The organism is Truepera sp. (assembly GCA_032027045.1).
GTDB lineage: Bacteria > Deinococcota > Deinococci > Deinococcales > Trueperaceae > JAAYYF01.
This window is the reverse complement of record JAVSMU010000001.1, coordinates 2,076,529-2,094,952: the sequence shown is the minus strand read 5'-3', so window position 1 is coordinate 2,094,952 and position 18,424 is coordinate 2,076,529. Positions and strand designations below refer to the sequence as shown.

The 18,424-nt window shown below is 68.0% G+C and carries 12 protein-coding genes; 7 read left to right on the top strand and 5 right to left on the bottom strand.

The genetic code is table 11. The annotated features are described in order from the left end of the window. Nucleotides 1-31: 31 nt before the first annotated feature. Complete coding sequence (locus ROY82_09630; GenBank protein MDT3682716.1) at nt 32-562, top strand: hypothetical protein; 531 nt, start codon at nt 32-34, stop codon at nt 560-562. Here the strand turns inward: ROY82_09630 and ROY82_09625 are convergent. The 5 genes from ROY82_09625 to glgC all read right to left on the bottom strand — a co-directional run bounded on the left by ROY82_09625 (nt 549) and on the right by glgC (nt 9,704). Then, nucleotides 549-2,513 carry an ABC transporter ATP-binding protein gene (locus tag ROY82_09625; GenBank protein MDT3682715.1) on the bottom strand — a complete coding sequence of 655 codons (1,965 nt, stop codon included), beginning with the start codon at nt 2,511-2,513 and terminating at the stop codon, nt 549-551. The genes ROY82_09630 and ROY82_09625 overlap by 14 nt on opposite strands. Then, nucleotides 2,510-4,273 carry an ABC transporter ATP-binding protein gene (locus ROY82_09620; protein ID MDT3682714.1) on the bottom strand — a complete coding sequence of 588 codons (1,764 nt, stop codon included), beginning with the start codon at nt 4,271-4,273 and terminating at the stop codon, nt 2,510-2,512. Before ROY82_09620 ends, ROY82_09625 begins: the two co-directional genes overlap by 4 nt. Before the next feature lie 174 nt (nt 4,274-4,447). Then, nucleotides 4,448-6,223 (bottom strand): PASTA domain-containing protein, encoded by a 1,776-nt coding sequence (locus tag ROY82_09615; protein ID MDT3682713.1) that lies wholly within the window; start codon nt 6,221-6,223, stop codon nt 4,448-4,450. A 64-nt stretch (nt 6,224-6,287) separates the two neighbouring features. Beyond that, nucleotides 6,288-8,300 (bottom strand): ATP-dependent zinc metalloprotease FtsH, encoded by a 2,013-nt coding sequence (ftsH, locus tag ROY82_09610; protein MDT3682712.1) that lies wholly within the window; start codon nt 8,298-8,300, stop codon nt 6,288-6,290. Nucleotides 8,301-8,450: 150 nt separating this feature from the next. After that, on the bottom strand, nt 8,451-9,704 hold the full coding sequence (gene glgC, locus ROY82_09605) for a glucose-1-phosphate adenylyltransferase (GenBank protein MDT3682711.1): 1,254 nt from the start codon (nt 9,702-9,704) through the stop codon (nt 8,451-8,453). A gap of 135 nt (nt 9,705-9,839) precedes the next feature. On the opposite strand from glgC, the gene rlmN reads away from it, so the two are divergent. From rlmN to rnr, 6 genes are all read left to right on the top strand, one after another. Next, nucleotides 9,840-10,916, top strand: coding sequence for a 23S rRNA (adenine(2503)-C(2))-methyltransferase RlmN (gene rlmN, locus ROY82_09600; protein ID MDT3682710.1), 1,077 nt, complete (start codon nt 9,840-9,842; stop codon nt 10,914-10,916). 211 nt (nt 10,917-11,127) lie between these two features. Further along, nucleotides 11,128-12,657, top strand: coding sequence for a tetratricopeptide repeat protein (locus tag ROY82_09595; GenBank protein ID MDT3682709.1), 1,530 nt, complete (start codon nt 11,128-11,130; stop codon nt 12,655-12,657). A 112-nt stretch (nt 12,658-12,769) separates the two neighbouring features. Beyond that, entirely contained in the window at nt 12,770-13,930 is a 1,161-nt protein-coding gene (locus ROY82_09590; GenBank protein ID MDT3682708.1) for an SPOR domain-containing protein, read from the top strand. Continuing rightward, nucleotides 13,930-14,580, top strand: a complete 651-nt coding sequence (locus ROY82_09585) for a redox-sensing transcriptional repressor Rex (GenBank protein ID MDT3682707.1) — start codon at nt 13,930-13,932, stop codon at nt 14,578-14,580. The genes ROY82_09590 and ROY82_09585 overlap by 1 nt, the downstream gene beginning before the upstream one ends. Nucleotides 14,581-14,614: 34 nt before the next feature. Beyond that, nucleotides 14,615-15,565 carry a polyprenyl synthetase family protein gene (locus ROY82_09580; GenBank protein ID MDT3682706.1) on the top strand — a complete coding sequence of 317 codons (951 nt, stop codon included), beginning with the start codon at nt 14,615-14,617 and terminating at the stop codon, nt 15,563-15,565. A gap of 126 nt (nt 15,566-15,691) precedes the next feature. Continuing rightward, nucleotides 15,692-18,343, top strand: a complete 2,652-nt coding sequence (gene rnr, locus ROY82_09575) for a ribonuclease R (GenBank protein MDT3682705.1) — start codon at nt 15,692-15,694, stop codon at nt 18,341-18,343. Nucleotides 18,344-18,424 lie beyond the last annotated feature (81 nt).

Here is an 18,424-nt window from a genome sequence, read left to right as displayed (position 1 = left end):
GTCGTCATCTAGTGTTGATATCTTGAGTGAGATGAGAAGCCGCCACTCCCGCACGAACGAGCCTGTATTCAAGGCACTTAGGTCTACGCTGGCGTTCGCCGTGGTGGGTGCGCTCCTGGGCGCCGCCGTGGCCCAGGACGCCAACCCCATCACGTTCCGCAGCGAGATCTACATCGTGAGCCAGGTCACGCTCCCCGACGGCACCAAGGAGGAGCGGTTCACGGCAGCCACCGAGGCGATCCCGGGGCAGGTCGTGGAATACCGCATCTTCGCCACCAACTCGGGCGAGACCACGCTGCCCGCCGGAGTGGTCCGGATCTACGGGCCGGTGGCGCAGTCCATGGAGTACGTCGCCAACTCCGCCACCCCAAGCTCCGATCGGGTGCTGACCGAGTTCTCCGTCGATGCCGTCAACTTCTCTGCACCGCCCCTGCTGGTCGGCCCCGAAACCGACCGCCGGGTGGCCGACCCCACCGAGTACACGATGATCCGCTGGACGCTCCTCGTCCCGATGGAACCCGGGCAGGAAGAGCCCTTCTACTACCGCGTCATCCTGAAGTAGGCGCCTCGCGCTCCTGGTACTGCAGCTCGTAGAGCTTGCGGTAGTAGCCCTCTGCCTGAAGCAGCTCGAAGTGGGTGCCCTCCTCGATCAGTTTGCCCTTGCGCATGACCATGATCCGGTCCACGTCCTGGATGGTGGAGAGGCGGTGGGCGATGATGATGCTCGTGCGGCCCTCCATGAGCTTCTTGAGCGCGTCTTGGATCAGTTCTTCCGTCTCGGTGTCGACGTTGGCCGTCGCCTCGTCGAGCACCAGTAGGATGTCCGGGTTCTGCACCAGGGCGCGGGCGAAGGCGATCAGCTGTTTCTGCCCCGTCGAGAAGCCGGCACCCCGCTCCAGCACGGCGGTGTCGTAGCCGTCGGGCAGCTTGGAGATGAAGCCGTGGGCGTTCACGAACTTAGCGGCCTCCTCGACGCGTTCCTGGGGCACGCTGTCGTCGCCTAGCGTGATGTTGCTGCGGATCGTCCCGGAGAACAGGAACGGGTCTTGCAAGACGATGCCCACGTGCCGCCGCAGATGCACCTGCTCGTAGTCCTTCACGTCGTGGCCGTCGATCATGACCCTGCCGCGCTGCACGTCGTAGAAGCGGCTGACGAGGCTGATGATGGTCGTCTTGCCCGCACCCGTGTGGCCCACGAAGGCCACCGACTCGCCGGGAGCGATGGTGAAGTCCACACCCCGCAGCACCCAGTCCTCCTGGTCGTAGGCGAACCACACGTCCTCGAACTTGACCTCGCCACGGAACCGACCCTCGAACCTCAGCGCGTCCGGCTTGTCGGCGATCTGTTCGGGCGTGTCCAGCAGCCCGAAGATGCGCTCGCTGGACGCCATCGCCGCCTGGATGATGTTGAACTTGTCGGAGAGGTCCTGCAGCGGGCGGAAGAACATCCCCGAGTACTGGATGTAGGCGACCAGCGTTCCGATGGTCACGAACGTCGCCAGCCCGGGTATGAGCTGGGTGCCGGCGTAATAGAGGATGAGGGCCGTGGAGATGGCGCTCATGATGCCAACCGCGGGGAAGAAGAGGCTGAACCACCGCACCTGCTCGATGTTGGCGTCGAGCAGCTCCAGGTTGACCTCGTCGAAGCGGCGGGAGTTGCGCGCCTCACGGTTGAACAGCTGCACCGTCTTCATGCCGCTCAAGTTCTCGGCCAGGTAGGCGTTGGAGCGCGAGGTCCTGAGCCTCACGGCGCGGTAGGCCATGCGGATGCGCCTTCGCAGGAGGTTGAGCGTCAGGAACAGTGGCGGCATCACGACCAGCGTGATTAAGGCCATACGCCAGTTGATGCTGAACATGTAGAAGAGCAGACCGCCCATGAGCCCTATGTCGGCTATCAGGCCCACCACGCCGTCGGTCATCATCTGTTGGATGGCGTCGACGTCGCTGGTGATGCGCGTGATGAGGCGGCCGACCGGCGTGCGGTCGAAGAAGCCCATGTGCAGGCGCTGGACCTTCGAGAAGATCTCGCGGCGCACGTCGAAGATTATGCGCTGCCCCAGCCACGAGATCAGGTAGGTGTAGCCGTAGCGCACGACGAAGCTGACTAGGCGCAGGCCCATGTAAAGGGCAACGACGATCCAGAGACCCTGCAGCCGCGCGTCGATGCTCATGCTGGCGAACGGCTCGGCCTTGGAGATGATGTAGTCATCCAGTGCGCGCGCGAGCAGGGTGGGGAAAATGGGCGTGAGGGCGCTGTTGATCAGCAGTAGCGTGACGCCGACCACGAGTTGCAGCCGGTACGGTTTCAGGTAGCGCAACAGCCTGAGCATGATGCCCTGATCGAAGGCCTTCTCGAAGACCTCGCCGTCCTCGTCGCGGACGCTCTCGGCGCGCATGGCTCGGCGGCGCTCCCGATCGCGCGTGCGGTAAGCGGCCTTGGCCTCCTCGACCGAGTACTCGGGCAGGTCGGTATCGAGCAGGTCGGCGGGCCTGCGGTCGGCGGCGCGGATCATGCGACTTCCAGGTCGGACTCGAGCTGCTGGCGCCGGTCCATGTCGGCGTACCAGCCGTCCAGGGCGATGAGCTCCTCGTGCGTGCCCTGTTCGATGACCCTGCCCTCGTGTAGCACCAGCACGCGGTGGGCGTTCTGGAACGCGCTCACCCTGTGCGCCACGATGACCGTCGTGCGGCCGTGCTGCGCCTTCGCCAACCCTTCCAGGATGTGCGCCTCGGTCTGGGTGTCGACCGCCGACAGGGCATCGTCGAAGATGAGGATCGAGGGCTCGCGGACGAGCGCCCTGGCGATCGCCGTGCGCTGGCGCTGGCCGCCCGAGAGGGTGACGCCGCGCTCACCCAAGTGGGTGTCGAAGCCCAGTGGGAAGTCCTCGATGTCCCCCGTCAACTGCGCGATGTCTGCGGCGCGCAGCACCTTGGGCGTCAGCTCCTCGACCGGCGCCTCGGGCAGGCCGTAGGCGATGTTGTCGGCGATGGTGTCGGAGAACAGGAACGGCTCCTGCGGGACGAGCCCGATGTAGCGCCTCAGCACCTCCACCGGGAAGCGTTTGTGCTCTATGCCGTCGATGAGTATCTGCCCCTCGTCGGGGTCGATGATGCGGGCGATCAGGTTGACGATCAGCGTCTTGCCGGCACCCGTGCGTCCCGTGATGCCGACGGCCTCGCCGGCCTCGATCACGAAGCTCACGTCGTCGAGGGCCTGTACGCCGTCGAACGCGACACTGACGCCCTTGAACTCGATGCGGCCCTTGACCGTGCGCAAGGAGTAATCGGTGTCGGCGTCGTCACCGATGGTCGGGACGGACGTCAGGATCTCCTTCAGGCGCCCCCATGAGGTGGTGCCGCGCTGCACGATGCTGCCGATCCAGCCGAGCGAGATCATGGGCCACTGGATGCCCTCGTAGAGGAACACGAAGCTGGAGAACTCGCCCACGGTCAGGTTGCCACCGAGGCCCAGCGCCAGCCGCCCGCCGACGAGGAGGAGGAGCGACATGGTGACGCCGAAGAGGAACTCCATCATGGGGAAGAGCGGCCCATCCACTCGCGTGAGCGACATGTTGCGCTTCACGAACTCGTCGTTGAGGCGCCCGAACTTGCTCACCTCGCGGTCCTCGATGCCGAAGCCCTTCACCACGCGGATGCCCGAGAAGTTCTCCTGCGCCATCGACGACACGTTCGAGAACTGCTCCTGCACGTACTGGTAGCGGCGGTGCACGACGCGCAGCAGGAGGTAGAAGACAAGCGAGATGAGCGGCGCCGTCGTCAGGGTTATCAACGATAGCTGGGGGCTCAGGCTGAACATCCGGACGAAGGTGAAGATGAACAGAAGGAGCGTGTTGAAGCCCTGGAACACTGCGACGCCCGCGAGCATGCGCACGGCGCCCAAGTCCGCCGTGAGGCGGGCCATGAGATCGCCGACGCGGGTGCGGTCGAAATAGCCGCCGTCCAGCTTGGTGAAGTGCTTGAAGATGTCGTGGCGGATGTCGAACTGGACCTCCCAGCTCGTGTAAAGGAAGGTCCGTCTCACGAACACCATGGCGAAGGACGCTATCGCCATGACCCCCACGATGGCGCCCGCGTACAGCCCTAGCTTGCCCATCGTCATGGACTGGTTACGGAACTCGTCGATCGCCCGGCCCGGGATGATGGGGGCGAGCGTCGCGAAGAACCCGTTGACGACGATGAGCGTCATGCCCAGCAGCAGCGTCTTGCCGTGCGGCCGCAGGTAGGGCATCAGGTCTCGGAAGGTCTTGAGCACTCGACTCCTTGGGTTAAGCAACTCGGGCAGCGCACACGGTCGGCCACCCCGCGCGTGGCACGCCGTCGTGCCGTAACGTACGCGGGGCGGGAGACCGTTCGGACCGGCGGCGCGGTCAGTTCATAGGCGGCCGCCGAAAAAGCTAGCGGTAACTATACCCGCTAGGCAGAACGCTCATGGTACCAACAACCTCTCGCCATACGGAACCCCGCCGATCAAGAGTTCGAAGGTGACGGGACCCGCCGTCACCGTCGTCCAGCTGCCCCTCAAGATCTCGCCTCCCCGGACGGTCACGTTCGCGACCAGCGTGCGGTTGCCCTCCAAGTCCGAGGCCCAGACTTCGCCGCGCTGGCTGCTGATGCCGGGTTGGATCGTCCAGGCGTAGTCGACGCGCCTGATCGTGGGGCGGCGCACCTCGGCGCGCACTCCCGCCGTGCTCAAGGGAACGGGATGGGAGTTCACGGTCAGGACGAGGGTGGCCCCGTTGGCGGCGGCGCCCGCACCTGGCTGCGGTTCCTGCGCCACTACTCCCGCAGGCAGTCCGGGGTTGCCGAGCGCGACGACCGAGACGTCCCAACCGTTGGCCACCCTGCGCGCGGCCGCGAGGCTCAGGCCCACCACGTCGGGCGCGCCACCCGCCAGCGCGGGCGAGGCCGGTTCGCCGCTCTGGACGACGAGGCGGAGCACGGCCTCGTCCCGGGACACCGGAACGTAGGGCGCCAGTGACTGGTTCAGCACGGTCCCCCTCTCGCCACTCGACGAAACGATCTCGTCGACGAACACGCGGTCGACGCCGATGCCGGCCACCTGGGCCAGCGCTCGGGCCGTCTCCAGATCGAGCCCGACGAGGTCCGGAACGAAGGTCTGAACCGGCTCGGGACCCATGCTCACCAGTACCGCTACGGGCGCGTCGGTGCCCGTCCTACTGCCCGGGTCGACGTCCTGCGCCAGCACCGTGCCCGGCGGGCTGGCGGCGTGCAGGCGCGCGACCTCGCCTAGCCGCAACCCGGCTCGCTGCAAGGCCGCCCTGGCCTCATCTGGGTAAGCCAACCCGATGAGGGCCGGAACCTCGGCGGGCGCCAACTGCCCGGCGCCAAGCGCGTAACGCAACACGACGGTGCGTCCGGGCCGGAGGTAGGCGCCGACCGCCGGGTCAACCGCCAGCACCGTTCCCGGTGCCTCGTCAGAGACTATGGGGGTCGCGTTCACCCCCAGCCCGAGCGCGGTGAGATGGTCCACGGCCACCCGCGCGTCCAGCCCCACGACGGCCGGAACGGTGACGACCGCGTCGACGGCGCTCGACCTGAAAGCCACCGCGCCCACGAGGACGGCCGCCAGTGCGAGCATCCCGGCGAGGCCCCAGGAGAGCACGCGCGGGGGCAGTTGGGCGATGGCCTCCGCACCACGTTTCAGTGGAGGTCGGTGCTGTTTGAGGGGCCGCCCGCGCGCCGCGTCTTGGCCCTCGTCGACGTGCACCTGCCGCGCGCTCGGGGCGCTCGCGCCGCTCGGGCCGAACGCGAGGCCGTATAGCCCGACCTTCTGCGGCCGGGCCGGAGTCCGCCGCAGGTCACAGGCCTCGAGCGAGTAGCCGGCGGCCGCCAGCACGCCTCCCAGGTCGGCCGGGCCCGCGCCCGCGGAGCTCAGCCCCGGTAGGGTCAACGCCGCGGCAGCGGCCGAACTCACGGGCGTGGCGCCGACGGGCACCCGTTCCCAGGCCACGTAGTGAGCGCCGGGCCGACCCACGACGTCGTGCACGGCCGCTACCCCCGCCTGTTTGAGGCGCCGCAGGAGCCTGCGGTAGTTCTCGAACTCGGCCTCGCGTTCTGGCGGCAGCTCGAACCACTCGATGCGAAGCGGCGCCCCGTCGGGCGCCGTGGCTTCGAAGAGCGTGAGGCCGCCGTCCAGCGTCCGCTGCGCGATGACCTCATACCTTCCGTCTAGTAACGACATATGGCTCCGGCCGGCAACTGACCGCGAATCACGCTCTTCCGCGCACGCCTAGGTGGTGCGGTCGTCAGTCGCCCGACTCGCTGGCCGTGCGGGGTTCCGGGCGCGGTTCGACGGGCGGTCGGCCGCCCGATTCGGCGGACTTGCGGCGGCGTTCCTCCTCGGCGGCGCGCCGCTCGCGCTCCTCCGTGGCCTGCGCGCGGCGCTCGGCCTCGGCGGCCGTCTCGAGGATCCAATCGCTGATCTCCTCGGCCGACTTGCCTTCTTGCGCCAGCTCCTGGGCCCGGTGGATGAGCTTCCCGTCGATGGTCTCGCGCTTGAGCAGCGCGGTCGCCACGGCTTCGACCGAGATCCAGTTCTCCTCGATCAGCGCCTCGGAGTCGCGGTAGGCGGCCTCCAGGATGCCGGAGACCTCCTCCTCGAGCTGCCGGGCGGTCTCCTCGGAGAAGTCCTTGCGCCGCGAGATCTCGCCGCCTAGGAAGATCGGCCCCTGGTCGGAGCCCCAGGCGACGAACTCCTGCGACCCCATGCCGAGGTCGAGGACCATCTGCTTGGCGGTCTCGGTGGCCTGCTTGAGGTCGTTGCTGGCGCCCGACGAGATGGTGCCCGTGATGCGCTTCTCGGACTGGCGGCCGGCGAACGCCACGACGAGTTGCGCCTTGAAGCGGCTGACGTTGTAGAACATCTCTTCCTTGGACAGGGGTGCCATGAAGCCCCCCGCGCCACCGCGCGGCATGATGGTCACCTTGCGGATGTCCCCCAGCTCGGGCTGCGCCGCGTAAGCCACGGCGTGGCCGGCCTCGTGGAAGGCGAGGATGCGGCGCTCCTCCTCGGACGGCACCAGACTGCTGCGCCTGAGCCCAAGGGTGATGCGGTCGAGGGCCTCGTTGAAGTCGACCCAGGTGATGACCTGCTTGTTGTTGCGCGCGGCTATCAGGGCGGCCTCGTTGGTGAGGTTCTCGAGGTCGGCGCCCGAGAAGGCGGGCGTGGCCTCGGCGAGGCGCCGCAGGCTCACGTCGTCCGTCACGGGCTTGTTGCGCACGTGGACCTTGAGGATGTCCTCGCGTTCCGACATGGTCGGCAGCCCGATGGTGACCTGACGGTCGAAACGGCCGGGGCGCAGCAGCGCCGGGTCGAGGATGTCGGGGCGGTTGGTGGCCGCGATGATGATGACGGAGGTGTCCTTCTCGAAGCCGTCCATCTCGCTCAGGATCTGGTTGAGGGTCTGCTCGCGCTCGTCGTGGCCGCCGCCGATGCCGGCACCGCGGCGCCGCCCGATGGAGTCGAGCTCGTCGATGAAGATGATGGAGGGCGCCGCCTTGCGGGCCTCCTCGAAGAGGCTCCGGACGCGGCTGGCGCCGACGCCCACGAACATCTCCATGAACTCGGACGCCGAGACGGTCAGGAACGGCACGCCCGCCTCACCGGCGACGGCCCGCGCCAACAGCGTCTTGCCGGTGCCGGGGGGGCCCACGAGGAGCACACCCTTGGGGATCTCGGCGCCGATGCGCAAGTACTTCTGCGGCGTCTTGAGGAAGTCGACGACCTCGATGAGTTCCTCTTTGGCTTCCTTGTGCCCGGCCACGTCCTCGAAGGTGGTGTTCACCTTGTTCTCGCGGCCGAAGGTCTTGGCGCGCGACTGCCCGAACTGCATCACCTGGTTCGGCCCGCCCTGCGAGCGCATGAAGATGAACCAGAAGACGCCGATGAGCAAGACGACAGGCAGTATCGAGCCGAGCAGCAGGTTCAGCCACTGCGGTGGGTTGCGGATCGTGACGCTCTTGACGTCGGAACGAAGCTCGGTGAGCAGGCTGTCGGTCAGGATCGTGGTGGTGCGGAAAGACTTGATCGTCTGTGGTTCGCCGTTCACCATGACCTGCGACTCGCTGGTCAACTCCCCGGTGATCACCCCGCTGCTCCGGTCGATCACGACCGAGGCGACCTTGCCCTGGTCGACCAACCCGGTGAAGGTGGAGAAGTTGATCTCGCGGCTACCCGTTCCCGAGTTGAACTGGTTGAATACGAAGATGCCCAGGATGAGGAGCATCACGACCAGCCAGGGATTGAACGAACGTTTCAACAGCTGCCTCCAGAATCCGGGCTCCGCTTCGGTAGCTCGCGGTGAGGCTACGGGCAAGCGCCGCGGGTGCCTCGGACCAATGCGTAAAGCCTAGCATCGGACGATGAGTCATCACTGTACCGGGGGCGTCGTACCCCTCACGGCGTGGCCTCAGGAGAAGGTGAAGCCTTTGGGCACCGTCACGATGCCTTTGTCGCTCACGAACAGGCCCCGGGCGCGGTCCTGCTCCAGGTCGACGCCCAACTGCTCGCCGTCCGGCACCACCACGTTCTTGTCGATGATGGCGTTGCGCACGGTGGCCCGCCGGCCCACCACGACGTTGTCGAGCAGCACCGAGTTCTCGACGGTGGCGTAAGAGTTGACGCGAACGCGGCGGAACGCCACGGTGCGCCTGAGGGTGGCGCCGGAGATGATGACGCCGCCCGCGACCAGCGAGTTGAAGCTCTGCCCGCGCCGGCCCTCCTCCTCGTGCACGAACTTGGCGGGCGCCGAGAACTCCGCCGACGTGCGAAGGGGCCACTCCTCGTTGTAGAGGTCGAACTCCGGCTTCAGCGCCACCAGGTCCATGTTGGCCTCCCAGTAGCTGTCGAGCGTGCCCACGTCACGCCAGTACGTGTTGGGTCCGGCCTGTCCGAGGATGGGGTTACGCGCGAAGTCGTACGCGAACAAGCGCCTGCCCTCGCGCAGGGCTCGGGGGAGGACGTCCTTGCCGAAGTCGTGGTCGGACCCCGGCTCGTTGGCGTCGTCCTGGAGCATCTGCATGAGCGCCTCGACCGAGAACACGTAGTTGCCCATGCTCGCCAGGCAGTGAGTCGGCCGGCCGGGGATGGGATTGGGCTCCTCGGGCTTCTCATGGAACTCGCTGATGCGCCAATCGTCGTCGATCTGCAAGACCCCGAAGCGGCGCCCGTCGGCGACGGGCGTGGGGTAGGCGGCGATGGTCACGTCGGCCTCGTGCTCGAGGTGGTACTCGATCATGTGGCTGATGTCCATCTTGTAGATGTGATCGCCCGAGAAGATGGCGACCAGGCCGGCGCGATTGTGATCGACCAGGTGGAGGTTCTGGTAGATGGCGTCGGCCGTGCCGCGGTACCACTCGGCGCCGAGTTCCTCGTAGAGGTACATCTGCGCCGGGGCGAGGGTGATGAAGTGGTCGTCCAGGAACGTGCCGAAGCGCCAATGGCGCTGGATGTGCTCGGTGAGGCTCTGCGCCTTGAACTGCGTGAGGACGTAGATGCCGTACACGCCGGAGTTGATCATGTTGTTGAGGGCGAAATCGATGATCCGGTACTTGGCGCCGAACGGCACGGCGGGCTTGGTGCGCCGCCAGGTGAGTGGATGAAGCCGCGAGCCTTTCCCGCCCGCCAGAACCATGCCGATGGTCTTGACCTTGTGGGTTGTCATTCGTCCTCCAGGCGCTGGCCGTTCTCAGGCGTGCTGCGGTCGTGAGGAAACTGGCTTGGGGTTCACGGGGTTCACGCGTTCCCTTGTCGGCTTGGCTGCATGATAGCGCGGCGACTTTGCTGTAGCGTGACCGTCATGCAGCGGTTGGAGGCCACTCTCTACGACCATGACATCTCCGAGTTGCCGCTACCCGAGGGGGAACCACCCTTCAGGCGTCGGCAGATCGCGAGCTGGGTCTACGGCCGGGGAACCACGCGCCCGGAGGAGATGACGAACCTGCCGCTGGGGCTGCGTGAGTGGCTGAGCGCCAACCATGCCTCTCAACCCTTCGCCTCCTTCCAACGCTTCGAGTCGGACGACGGCTCGGTCAGGTACCTGTTCACCCTGCGAGACGGCAAGCAGACCGAGGCCGTATATATGCCGTACGAGGGGCGCCGCACCGTTTGCGTCAGCTCGATGGTCGGCTGCCCGGCCGCGTGCGCCTTCTGCGCCACCGGCGCGCTCGGCTTCGGGCGCAACCTGACCCGCGGCGAGATCGTCGCGCAGCTCGTCGAGGTCGCGCGCCACGAGGGCGTCCCACCCGCCGGCATCCGCAACGTGGTCCTCATGGGTATGGGCGAGGCGCTGCTCAACTACGAGAACGCCCTCGGCGCCATAGAGACCTGGATCGACCCCGCCGGCCTCGACATGTCGCCGCGCCGCATCACCCTGTCTACGGTCGGGCTGCCGGGGCGCATCCGCAAGCTCGCCGGCGAGGGGCTGCCCCTGGTGCTGGCGGTGAGCCTGCATGCCCCCGATCAGGAGACGCGGCAGCGCATAATCCCCACGGCCCACGCCCACACGGTTCCCGACATCATGGCGGCCCTGCACGACTGGCAGGACAGGGTGGGCCGCCGCATCACCATCGAGTACACGATGCTCGAGGGCACGAACGATCACCCGTGGCAGGCCGACATGCTGGCCGAACTCCTCAGGGGCCTGACGGCACACGTGAACCTCATCCCGTTCAACCCGTGGGGCGCCTCGGGCTTCCAGGGCAGCCCGCGAGAGCGCATCACGCAGTTCCAGAAGCGACTGACCGACAGGGGCGTCAGCGTTTCGGTGCGCTTCAGCCGGGGTCGCGACGCCGGCGCCGCCTGCGGGCAGCTGGCGCTCCAGGGCGCCGGGGCAGCAGCGGTGGCCGACTCGGGCGTCGTCATGCCGGGCGCTTGATCCGCGCTTGGGGCGTGCGTGGCGGCTTTCACGTGGCGCCCGAGCAGGTGGATGATTTCACAAGAAGCGCCCACTGGGTCGGTATAGACTTGGCCTCAACTCTCGCGTGGCACGCGGTGCCGCTGGGCGAGTGGGGTGCCCGGAAGCCTCCCCCAGGAGGTGGCCAGACACACCCTGTGGCGGCTCCGCACACAGCGATATGGAGGCAGGCATGATCAGAGGAACCCGCAGGTGGAGTGGCCGAGCGGCATTCGTTGCGCTAGCCGCCATGCTCCTGCTCACACCGGTGTGGGGACAGTCTGTCGCCCAGCTGCGCGCGGAAGTCGAAGCCAACCCCGACAGCGTGGTCGCCTGGGTAGCACTCGGCAACGCCTACTACGACCAGGGCGAGTTCGACCTAGCCAAGGAGAACTACCTCGAGGCCATCGCGCTCGACTACACGTCCGGTGACGCGCATTACGGGCTAGGGCTCTCCGAGTTCTCGCGGGGCGACTATCAGGCCGCCCTCTTCGAGTTCACCGAGGTCACGCGCCTCTACCCCGAGCGCTTCGATGGCCAGTTCAACCGCGCAGTCACGCTCGCGCGGCTACGTCAGCCCGCCGAGGCCGCCAAGGCGTTCGCTGAGGCCATCGCCCAGGCCGCGCCCGAAGCGAGCCCCGCCGACCGCGTCCAGGCGCAGCTCGGTCTTGCCGCGCAGCTCGAACTGAGCGGCGATTGGGAAGGCGCGGCCGCTGCCTACGCCGCCGCACTCGAGCTCGAGCCGAACAACGCCGACTACATCCTGCGCCGGGGCCAGGCCCTCTACAAGGCCGGGAAGGGTCTCGAGGCCCTCCCTGAACTCACTACGCTCGAGGCCAACAGCGGCGACTACCGCGTCAGCGCGCTCATCTCCGACATCTACGTCGGCCAGGGGCAGATCGATTACGGCGTCTGGTCGCTCGAGCGCGCGCTTCAGAAGGCGGAGAAGGCCAACGACGCCGCCGCGCAATCGAGCACCCTCGTCAAGCTGGGCACCCTCCAGCGTGGCCTTGGCCGCGACACGCAGGCGCGAGACTCGTTCGAACGTGCCGTGCTCATCGACCCCGCTTCCTGGGAGGCCCAGTACAACTTGGGCGTCACGCTTCTGGAGGGCGGACAGACGCGCGAGTCGATCGAGCCGCTGCGCACCGCGCAGAAGCTCGACCCGAACCGCGCCGAGGTCTACCTAGCACTCGCCACTGCCTACGACCAGGTTTCCAGCAGCACCGACGCCCTCTCGAGCGCGCGTGAGGCCATCTCGCGGCTCTCCGACCCGAAGCTGGTCACCGACGCGCGCCTGATCGCCGGCCGCGCCCTCTACCGCACCGGCGATTACGCGGCGGCCTCGGCGGAGTTGCAGGCCGTGTTGGCTGACCGCCCCAACGACGCGCAGGTCCAGCTCTGGGCCGGCCTCGCCGCCTACCAGCAGGGCGATTACGCCGCGGCCGTCCGCAACTTCGAGCGGGCCGTTCAGCTCGACCCGAGCAGCACCGAGGCGCGCATGAACCTGGGTGCCGGCTACCTGGCCGCGCAGCGCTACGAAGAGGCCGAGAACGTCTATGGGAAGCTCGTGAAGGAGAATCCCGACGACAGCGAGAGCATCTACAACCTTGGCTGGTCCTTGTACTCGCAAGACCGCCGTGGCGGCGCCCGCGACGCCTGGGTGACGTCCTGCCAGCAGGGCTACCAGCCCGCTTGCAACGCCATCAGTAACTACTTGTGAGGGTGGGGGTGCCCCGGCCGTCGAGCGCCTTCGGATGTCGGCGTGACGAACGCCCGGGGCACTCCCCTTCCAAGGCGAGACCGTACAAGGCCGCAAAGGTAGAATGAGACCCATGGACTGGCTTCGACGCAACTGGCCCGACCTCCTGATCGGCGTGGCCCTGGTGGCCGTGATCGCGGGAATCATCGCCACACTGATCTCGGGAGGGTCCTTCTTCCCGGTCGGCCAAGGGGCCAAGACCAACGGCTCTAGCAGCACCACCCAAAGCTCGACCACCGTTCCCGGTGCCGGCAGCGGGCAAACCGCGACCCCGTCAAGCACGGCTCAACCGAACACCACGCAACCCAGCGCCGGCCTTCCTGGCACGGCCGAGTCCGGTAGCAGCCAGCCGGCCGCCTCCGATGTCGGCGCAGCCCCGGCCGGCGGGCCGGTGGCGCAACCCGGCACTGCGGCGGGTGCCGCGGACGCCACGGCCAGCCCTCCTCCGGCCGCCCAGCCAACCGATTCGGCGCAGCCTGGCGCTTCCGGCCAATCGGGCGCCCCGATAGCGGTGCTGCCTCCGGGTGGCGAAGCGCCAAGCACCCAAGCACCCTCCACGCCGGCTCCCGGTTCTGGCGCCGCGCAACCCACCACGCCCCCGCCCAGCCAAGCAACCGCCGCGGGCGCCACGGCAGCGCCCGCCGCCGCCACGGCTCCAGCGGAGGGCAGTTCGTACCGCGTCTCCGTGGGTGCGTTCGGCAATGCCGAGAACGCGCAGCGCCTGGCGGCAACCTTCCAGGCCGCCGGCTACCCGGTATTGCTCGGAACTCAGGGCAGCCTGACCATCGTTCTCGTCGGCCCCTACGAGACCGAGGCGCAAGCGCGGGCCGTGGCCGGGCGCATCAAGGCAGGCGACTTCGGGGTTCCGGATCCGACCGTCTACCTCTACGAACCCGACGGTTCCGGCGCCGGTTCCGCCTCGGATACCCCCGCCACGACGAGCCCCGCCACCTCCGCGCCGCCGGCCGCCACCCCGCCGGCGTCAACGCCGCCCGCGCCGGCGAGCCCCCCGACCACCGCAACGAGTGACGGACGTTACCTGCAGGTGGGCGCCTACGGGAGCCGCGAGAGCGCGCTGCCGCAGATCGAGCGGCTCCAGGAACTCGGCTTCCAGGTGGTGGAGCGCACCGAGGGCTCCCTCCTCAAGCTCCTGGTGGGGCCTTACGATGCGCCCTCCCTTGCCAAAGCTCAGGACCGATTGACGGCTGCAGGCATCGAGAGCTTCGCTCGCTGATGCATAAGGACCTCCCGTCGGTGACGGTCAGCCGACTAGTGGCTTACCTGCGCGTACTGACCGACATGGAGGCGGAGGGGGTCATCTACGCCACCTCGGAGCGGTTGGGCAACGCGGCTCATGTCTCCGCTCACCAGGTCCGCAAAGACCTGCTCCTCGCCAAGGTGACGTCAGGCACGCGCGGCCGTGGCTACACGGTCGCCATCTTGCGCCGCGAGCTCAGCAGCACTCTCGGCCTCACCCGTTCCTGGCGGGTTGCGATCGTGGGTATGGGGCGATTGGGCCAGGCCCTCGCCGACTACCCGCACTTCAGTGGCTTCAATTTCGACCTGGTGTGCGGCTTCGACCGGGACCCCGCCAAGGTCGGCTCCCGCATCGGCACACTGCCCGTCTATGGCATGGACGAGTTGGCCGGCCGCGTGAGGGAACTGACGCTCGACATCGTCTTCTTGACGGTGCCGGTAGGCAGCGCGAAGGCCGCCACCGAGATGATCGTCGAGGCCGGCGTGCGCGGCGTCTTGAACTTCGTGCCCACCGTGCTCGACGTCCCCGACAGCGTTCGCGTGGAGTCGGTCGACTTCCTGGCGGGACTCAAGCGCCTGGCGTTCTACCTGCAACCTCACCAGGACCTGGTCGCGACGGCGGGCTAGTACCCGGGCGCACAAGCCCCCTTATACTGGCCGCGTGTTCGAACTCGTTGCTGAGGAGCTGGTGCGTTTCGAGGAGCGGCTCGAGGGCGAACTCCATTCCTCCGTCGCGTTCATCGAGGCCATCGGCGCCGACCTGGTGAAGGCGGGCGGTAAGCGACTGCGGCCCGGCGTGGCGTTCCTCACCGGTCGCCTCCTAGGCGCACCGCCCGAGGCGGCCATGCAGGTCGCCCTCTCGGTCGAGCTCCTTCACTCGGCGTCACTGCTACACGACGACCTGATCGACGACGCCGACACGCGGCGGGGTAGCGAGGCCGCCTTCCGGCGCTACGGTAACGTGGTGAGCGTCATGTCGGGCGACTTCATGCTCGCCCGCGTGCTCCGGCTGTTGGCCGCCAGCGGAAGCGCCGGCTTCACGTCGCTCATGGCCGAGGCGGCGGCCGACGTGTGCGAGGGCGAGGTCCTCCAGTTCCAGGTCGCGACGCTCCAGGACTACTCGTGGGAGAACTACACGCGGGTCATCGAGGGCAAGACCGCCGTGCTGCTGGCCGCCGCCAGCCAGGGCGTTGGACTGGTTGCCGGCGCCGACGACGCGGACTTGAGGGCGCTGCGCCGCTACGGCATGGCGTTCGGGCGCGCGTTCCAGCTGCGCGACGACTACCTCGACCTTCTCGGTGACCCCCAAGTCCTAGGCAAACCCGTTGGCGGCGACCTTCGCGAGGGCAAGGCGACGCACACGGTGCTGAGCCTTCTCCTAGAGCACGATTGCGAGGAGGCGCGGGCCATCCTCGCGAGGCGGGCGGCCCGGCCCGGCGACGTGGAGCGCATGGCCGAGCTGGCCACGGCGCACGGTGCCCACGAGCGCACGAGGAGCGAGATAGAGGCCCAGGCGGAAGAAGCCGTGGCGGCGCTCGGCGTCTTCGCCCCGTCACCGAGCCGCGCGGCACTGGCAGCGCTGGCGCGGCAAGAAGTCGCTCGCTTGCGCTGAGGCTCTAGCCGGGGCTCTTCGACGCTCGCCGGGCCCGGGCGTCGGCGGCTCACCGGCCGCGACCTTGCTGACGGCCCTTCGACGCTCGACCGGGCCGCGGGCCGGGGACGCGCTACACTACGCCAGATGCCAGATATCAATCCCGACCAGGTACTCAGCTTCTTCTTGGAGCACCCCGAGCGACCCTGGCACGTACAAGACATCCAGCGCCGCTTCGAGGTGGACGACCGCGCCGAGCTGCGACACATCCTTTCCGAACTAGCCGATGCAGGCCGACTGATCCGCACGCGCCGCCGGACCTACGGCCTGCCGCAGGAGATGAACATGGTCCTGGGCCGCCTGCAGGTTGCCTCGGGCGGTTACGGCTTCGTCATCCCCGACGCTGGGGGCAAGGACCTCTACATCCCCGCCGACCGCCTGGGAGGCGCCTGGGATTCCGATCGGGTGATGGCGCGCCCCAACCCCATGAAGAGCGACGACGGGCGCCCCTCCGGCGAGATCGTCCGCATCATCGAGCGCGGCTACGAGAAGGTGGTGGGCACGCTCGAGTACGCCAGGGGTTACGCCATCTTGCGGCCCGACTCCGTGCGGTTGCAGTCGCGGATCCTCCTCACCCCGGAGTCCGTGGGCAAGCTCGAGGGCGGTTCGCGCATCGTGGCGCGCATGGTCTGGCCCGAGGAGTCGGGCGAACGGGAGCCCTTCGGCGAGGTGACCGAGTTCCTGGGCACCGAGGACGACCCCGAGGTCGAGACTCGCGCCGTGATCGTCAAGTACCACCTCAAGGCCGAGTTCGACCCCGCCACGCTGGCCGAGGCCCAGGCCGTACCCGACGAGGTGACGGCCGAGATGATGGCGGGCCGCTCCGACTACCGCAAGGCGGTCACGTTCACCATCGACGGCGAGGACGCCAAGGACTTCGACGACGCCCTCAGCATCGAGCGGCTCGATTCGGCCCGGGACGGCCTGTTGCGAGTAGGCGTCCACATCGCCGACGTCAGCTACTACGTGGCCGAGGGCACGAGCCTCGACAAGGAAGCCGTGGAGCGCGCCACGTCCGTCTACCTCCCGGGACGCGTGCTGCCGATGCTGCCGGAGGACCTCTCCAACGGCATCTGTTCCCTCGACGAGGGCAAGGCGCGCCTGGCCCTTTCGCTGTTCGTGGACATAACGCGCACAGGCGAGGTGAAGGCGTTCAAGTTCAAGGAGACCGTCGTCCAGTCCGACGCGCGCCTGACGTACCGGCAAGTGCAGGAGTTCGCCGACGGCGGTCGCCTGCCCGCGGGCAAGCGCAAGCTCGAGCGCGACATCAAGGTCATGCTCAACCTCACGCAGGAACTGCGCGCCGCACGCATCGGTGCCGGGGCGCTCGACTTCGACTTCACCGAGGCCCGCGTCGAGGTCGACGACCAGGGCGCGCTTCACGTGAACCCGGTGAGGAGCAACTCGGCCCGGCAGCTGGTGGAGGAGATGATGCTGCTGGCCAACCGCCTGGTGGCGAGCGAGCTCAGCCGGCGCGACGTGCCGGCCCTCTTCCGCGTTCACGAGGACCCCAGCCCCGAGAAGGTCCAGGCGCTGCAGAAGGCCCTTGCCAGGCTGGGTTACGTTCTCGACCTCGAGCACTCGAAGCCTCAGGACCTTCAGGCCATCCTCAAGCAGGCCGCCGGCAAACCGGAGGCGCAACTCGTGAACACGCTCCTGCTCCGGAGCCTCAAGCAGGCGCGCTACTCGAGCGAGGACCTGGGTCATTACGGCCTCGCCTTCGAGAGCTACCTCCACTTCACGAGCCCCATCCGCCGCTACCCCGACCTCGTGGTGCACCGCGTGGTGCGCGCGCTCCTGCAGCACCGCCTCTCGCCGACGCTCAAGGAGCGCATGAAGACCGACTTCCCCGCGCTGGCGGAGCACGCCAGCGAGCGTGAACGCGTGGCCGAAGAGGCCGAGCGGGACCTCACGCGCTACTATCACGCGCGTTGGGCCAAGGAGCACGTGGGCGAGACCTACACGGGCATCGTCGTGGGCGTCACCAACTTCGGGGTGTTCGTCGAGCTGCCCAACGCCGTCGAGGGCCTGATGCACGTGAGCCACCTCGTCGACGACTACTACCTCTACATCGAAGAGCAGCTCATGTTGATGGGCAAGCACTCGCGCAAGCGCTACCGGATGGGCGACAGGGTGGAGATCAGGATCCTGGCCGCCAACCCGACGCAACGCCAGATCGACCTCATACCGGCCGACATGCCGATGCCCGAGTTGGAGGCGGAGGAGAAGCCGGCCGATACCCGCCGGCCCGGGAAACTCAAGACGCCGCAGCAGGGCGCCGCCGAGGGCGTGGTGACCGAGATCGCCGGTCGCAACGCGCGGGCCAAGCCGGCGGGCAGGGGCGCAAAGGCCGGCGACGCGAAGAAGGCCGGAGAAGCCAAGAAGGGCGGCGACGCGAAGAAGGGCGACGCCAAGAAGGGCGCGGCCGAGGCGGGGGCCGCCAAGGCAGCCGCGGCCAAGCCCACGAAGGAGCGGACCGGCAAGGCCAAGCAGGCGAAAGAGCAGCCCGAGGCGGCCAAGCAGGCGAAAGAGCAGCCCGCGAAGAGCAAGCCCGCGAGAGAGCAGCCCGCGAAGGGCAAGCAGGCGAAGGACCAGTCCGCGAAGAGCAAACCTGCGAAAGAGCAGCCCGCCAAGAGCAGACCCGCGAGAGAACAGCCCGCGAGAAGCAAGCCCCCGAAGGGCGGAACCGAGGCCCCGGCGAAGCCGAAGAAGAAGCGGAAGGTATTGAAATTCGGGTGAGGTCCACCCCGGTTTCGTCTGGTAGACTTCGCCAACCGCCGAAGAGCCCCGCGCCCCGTCGTCGAGCCCTCGGCCCAGCGA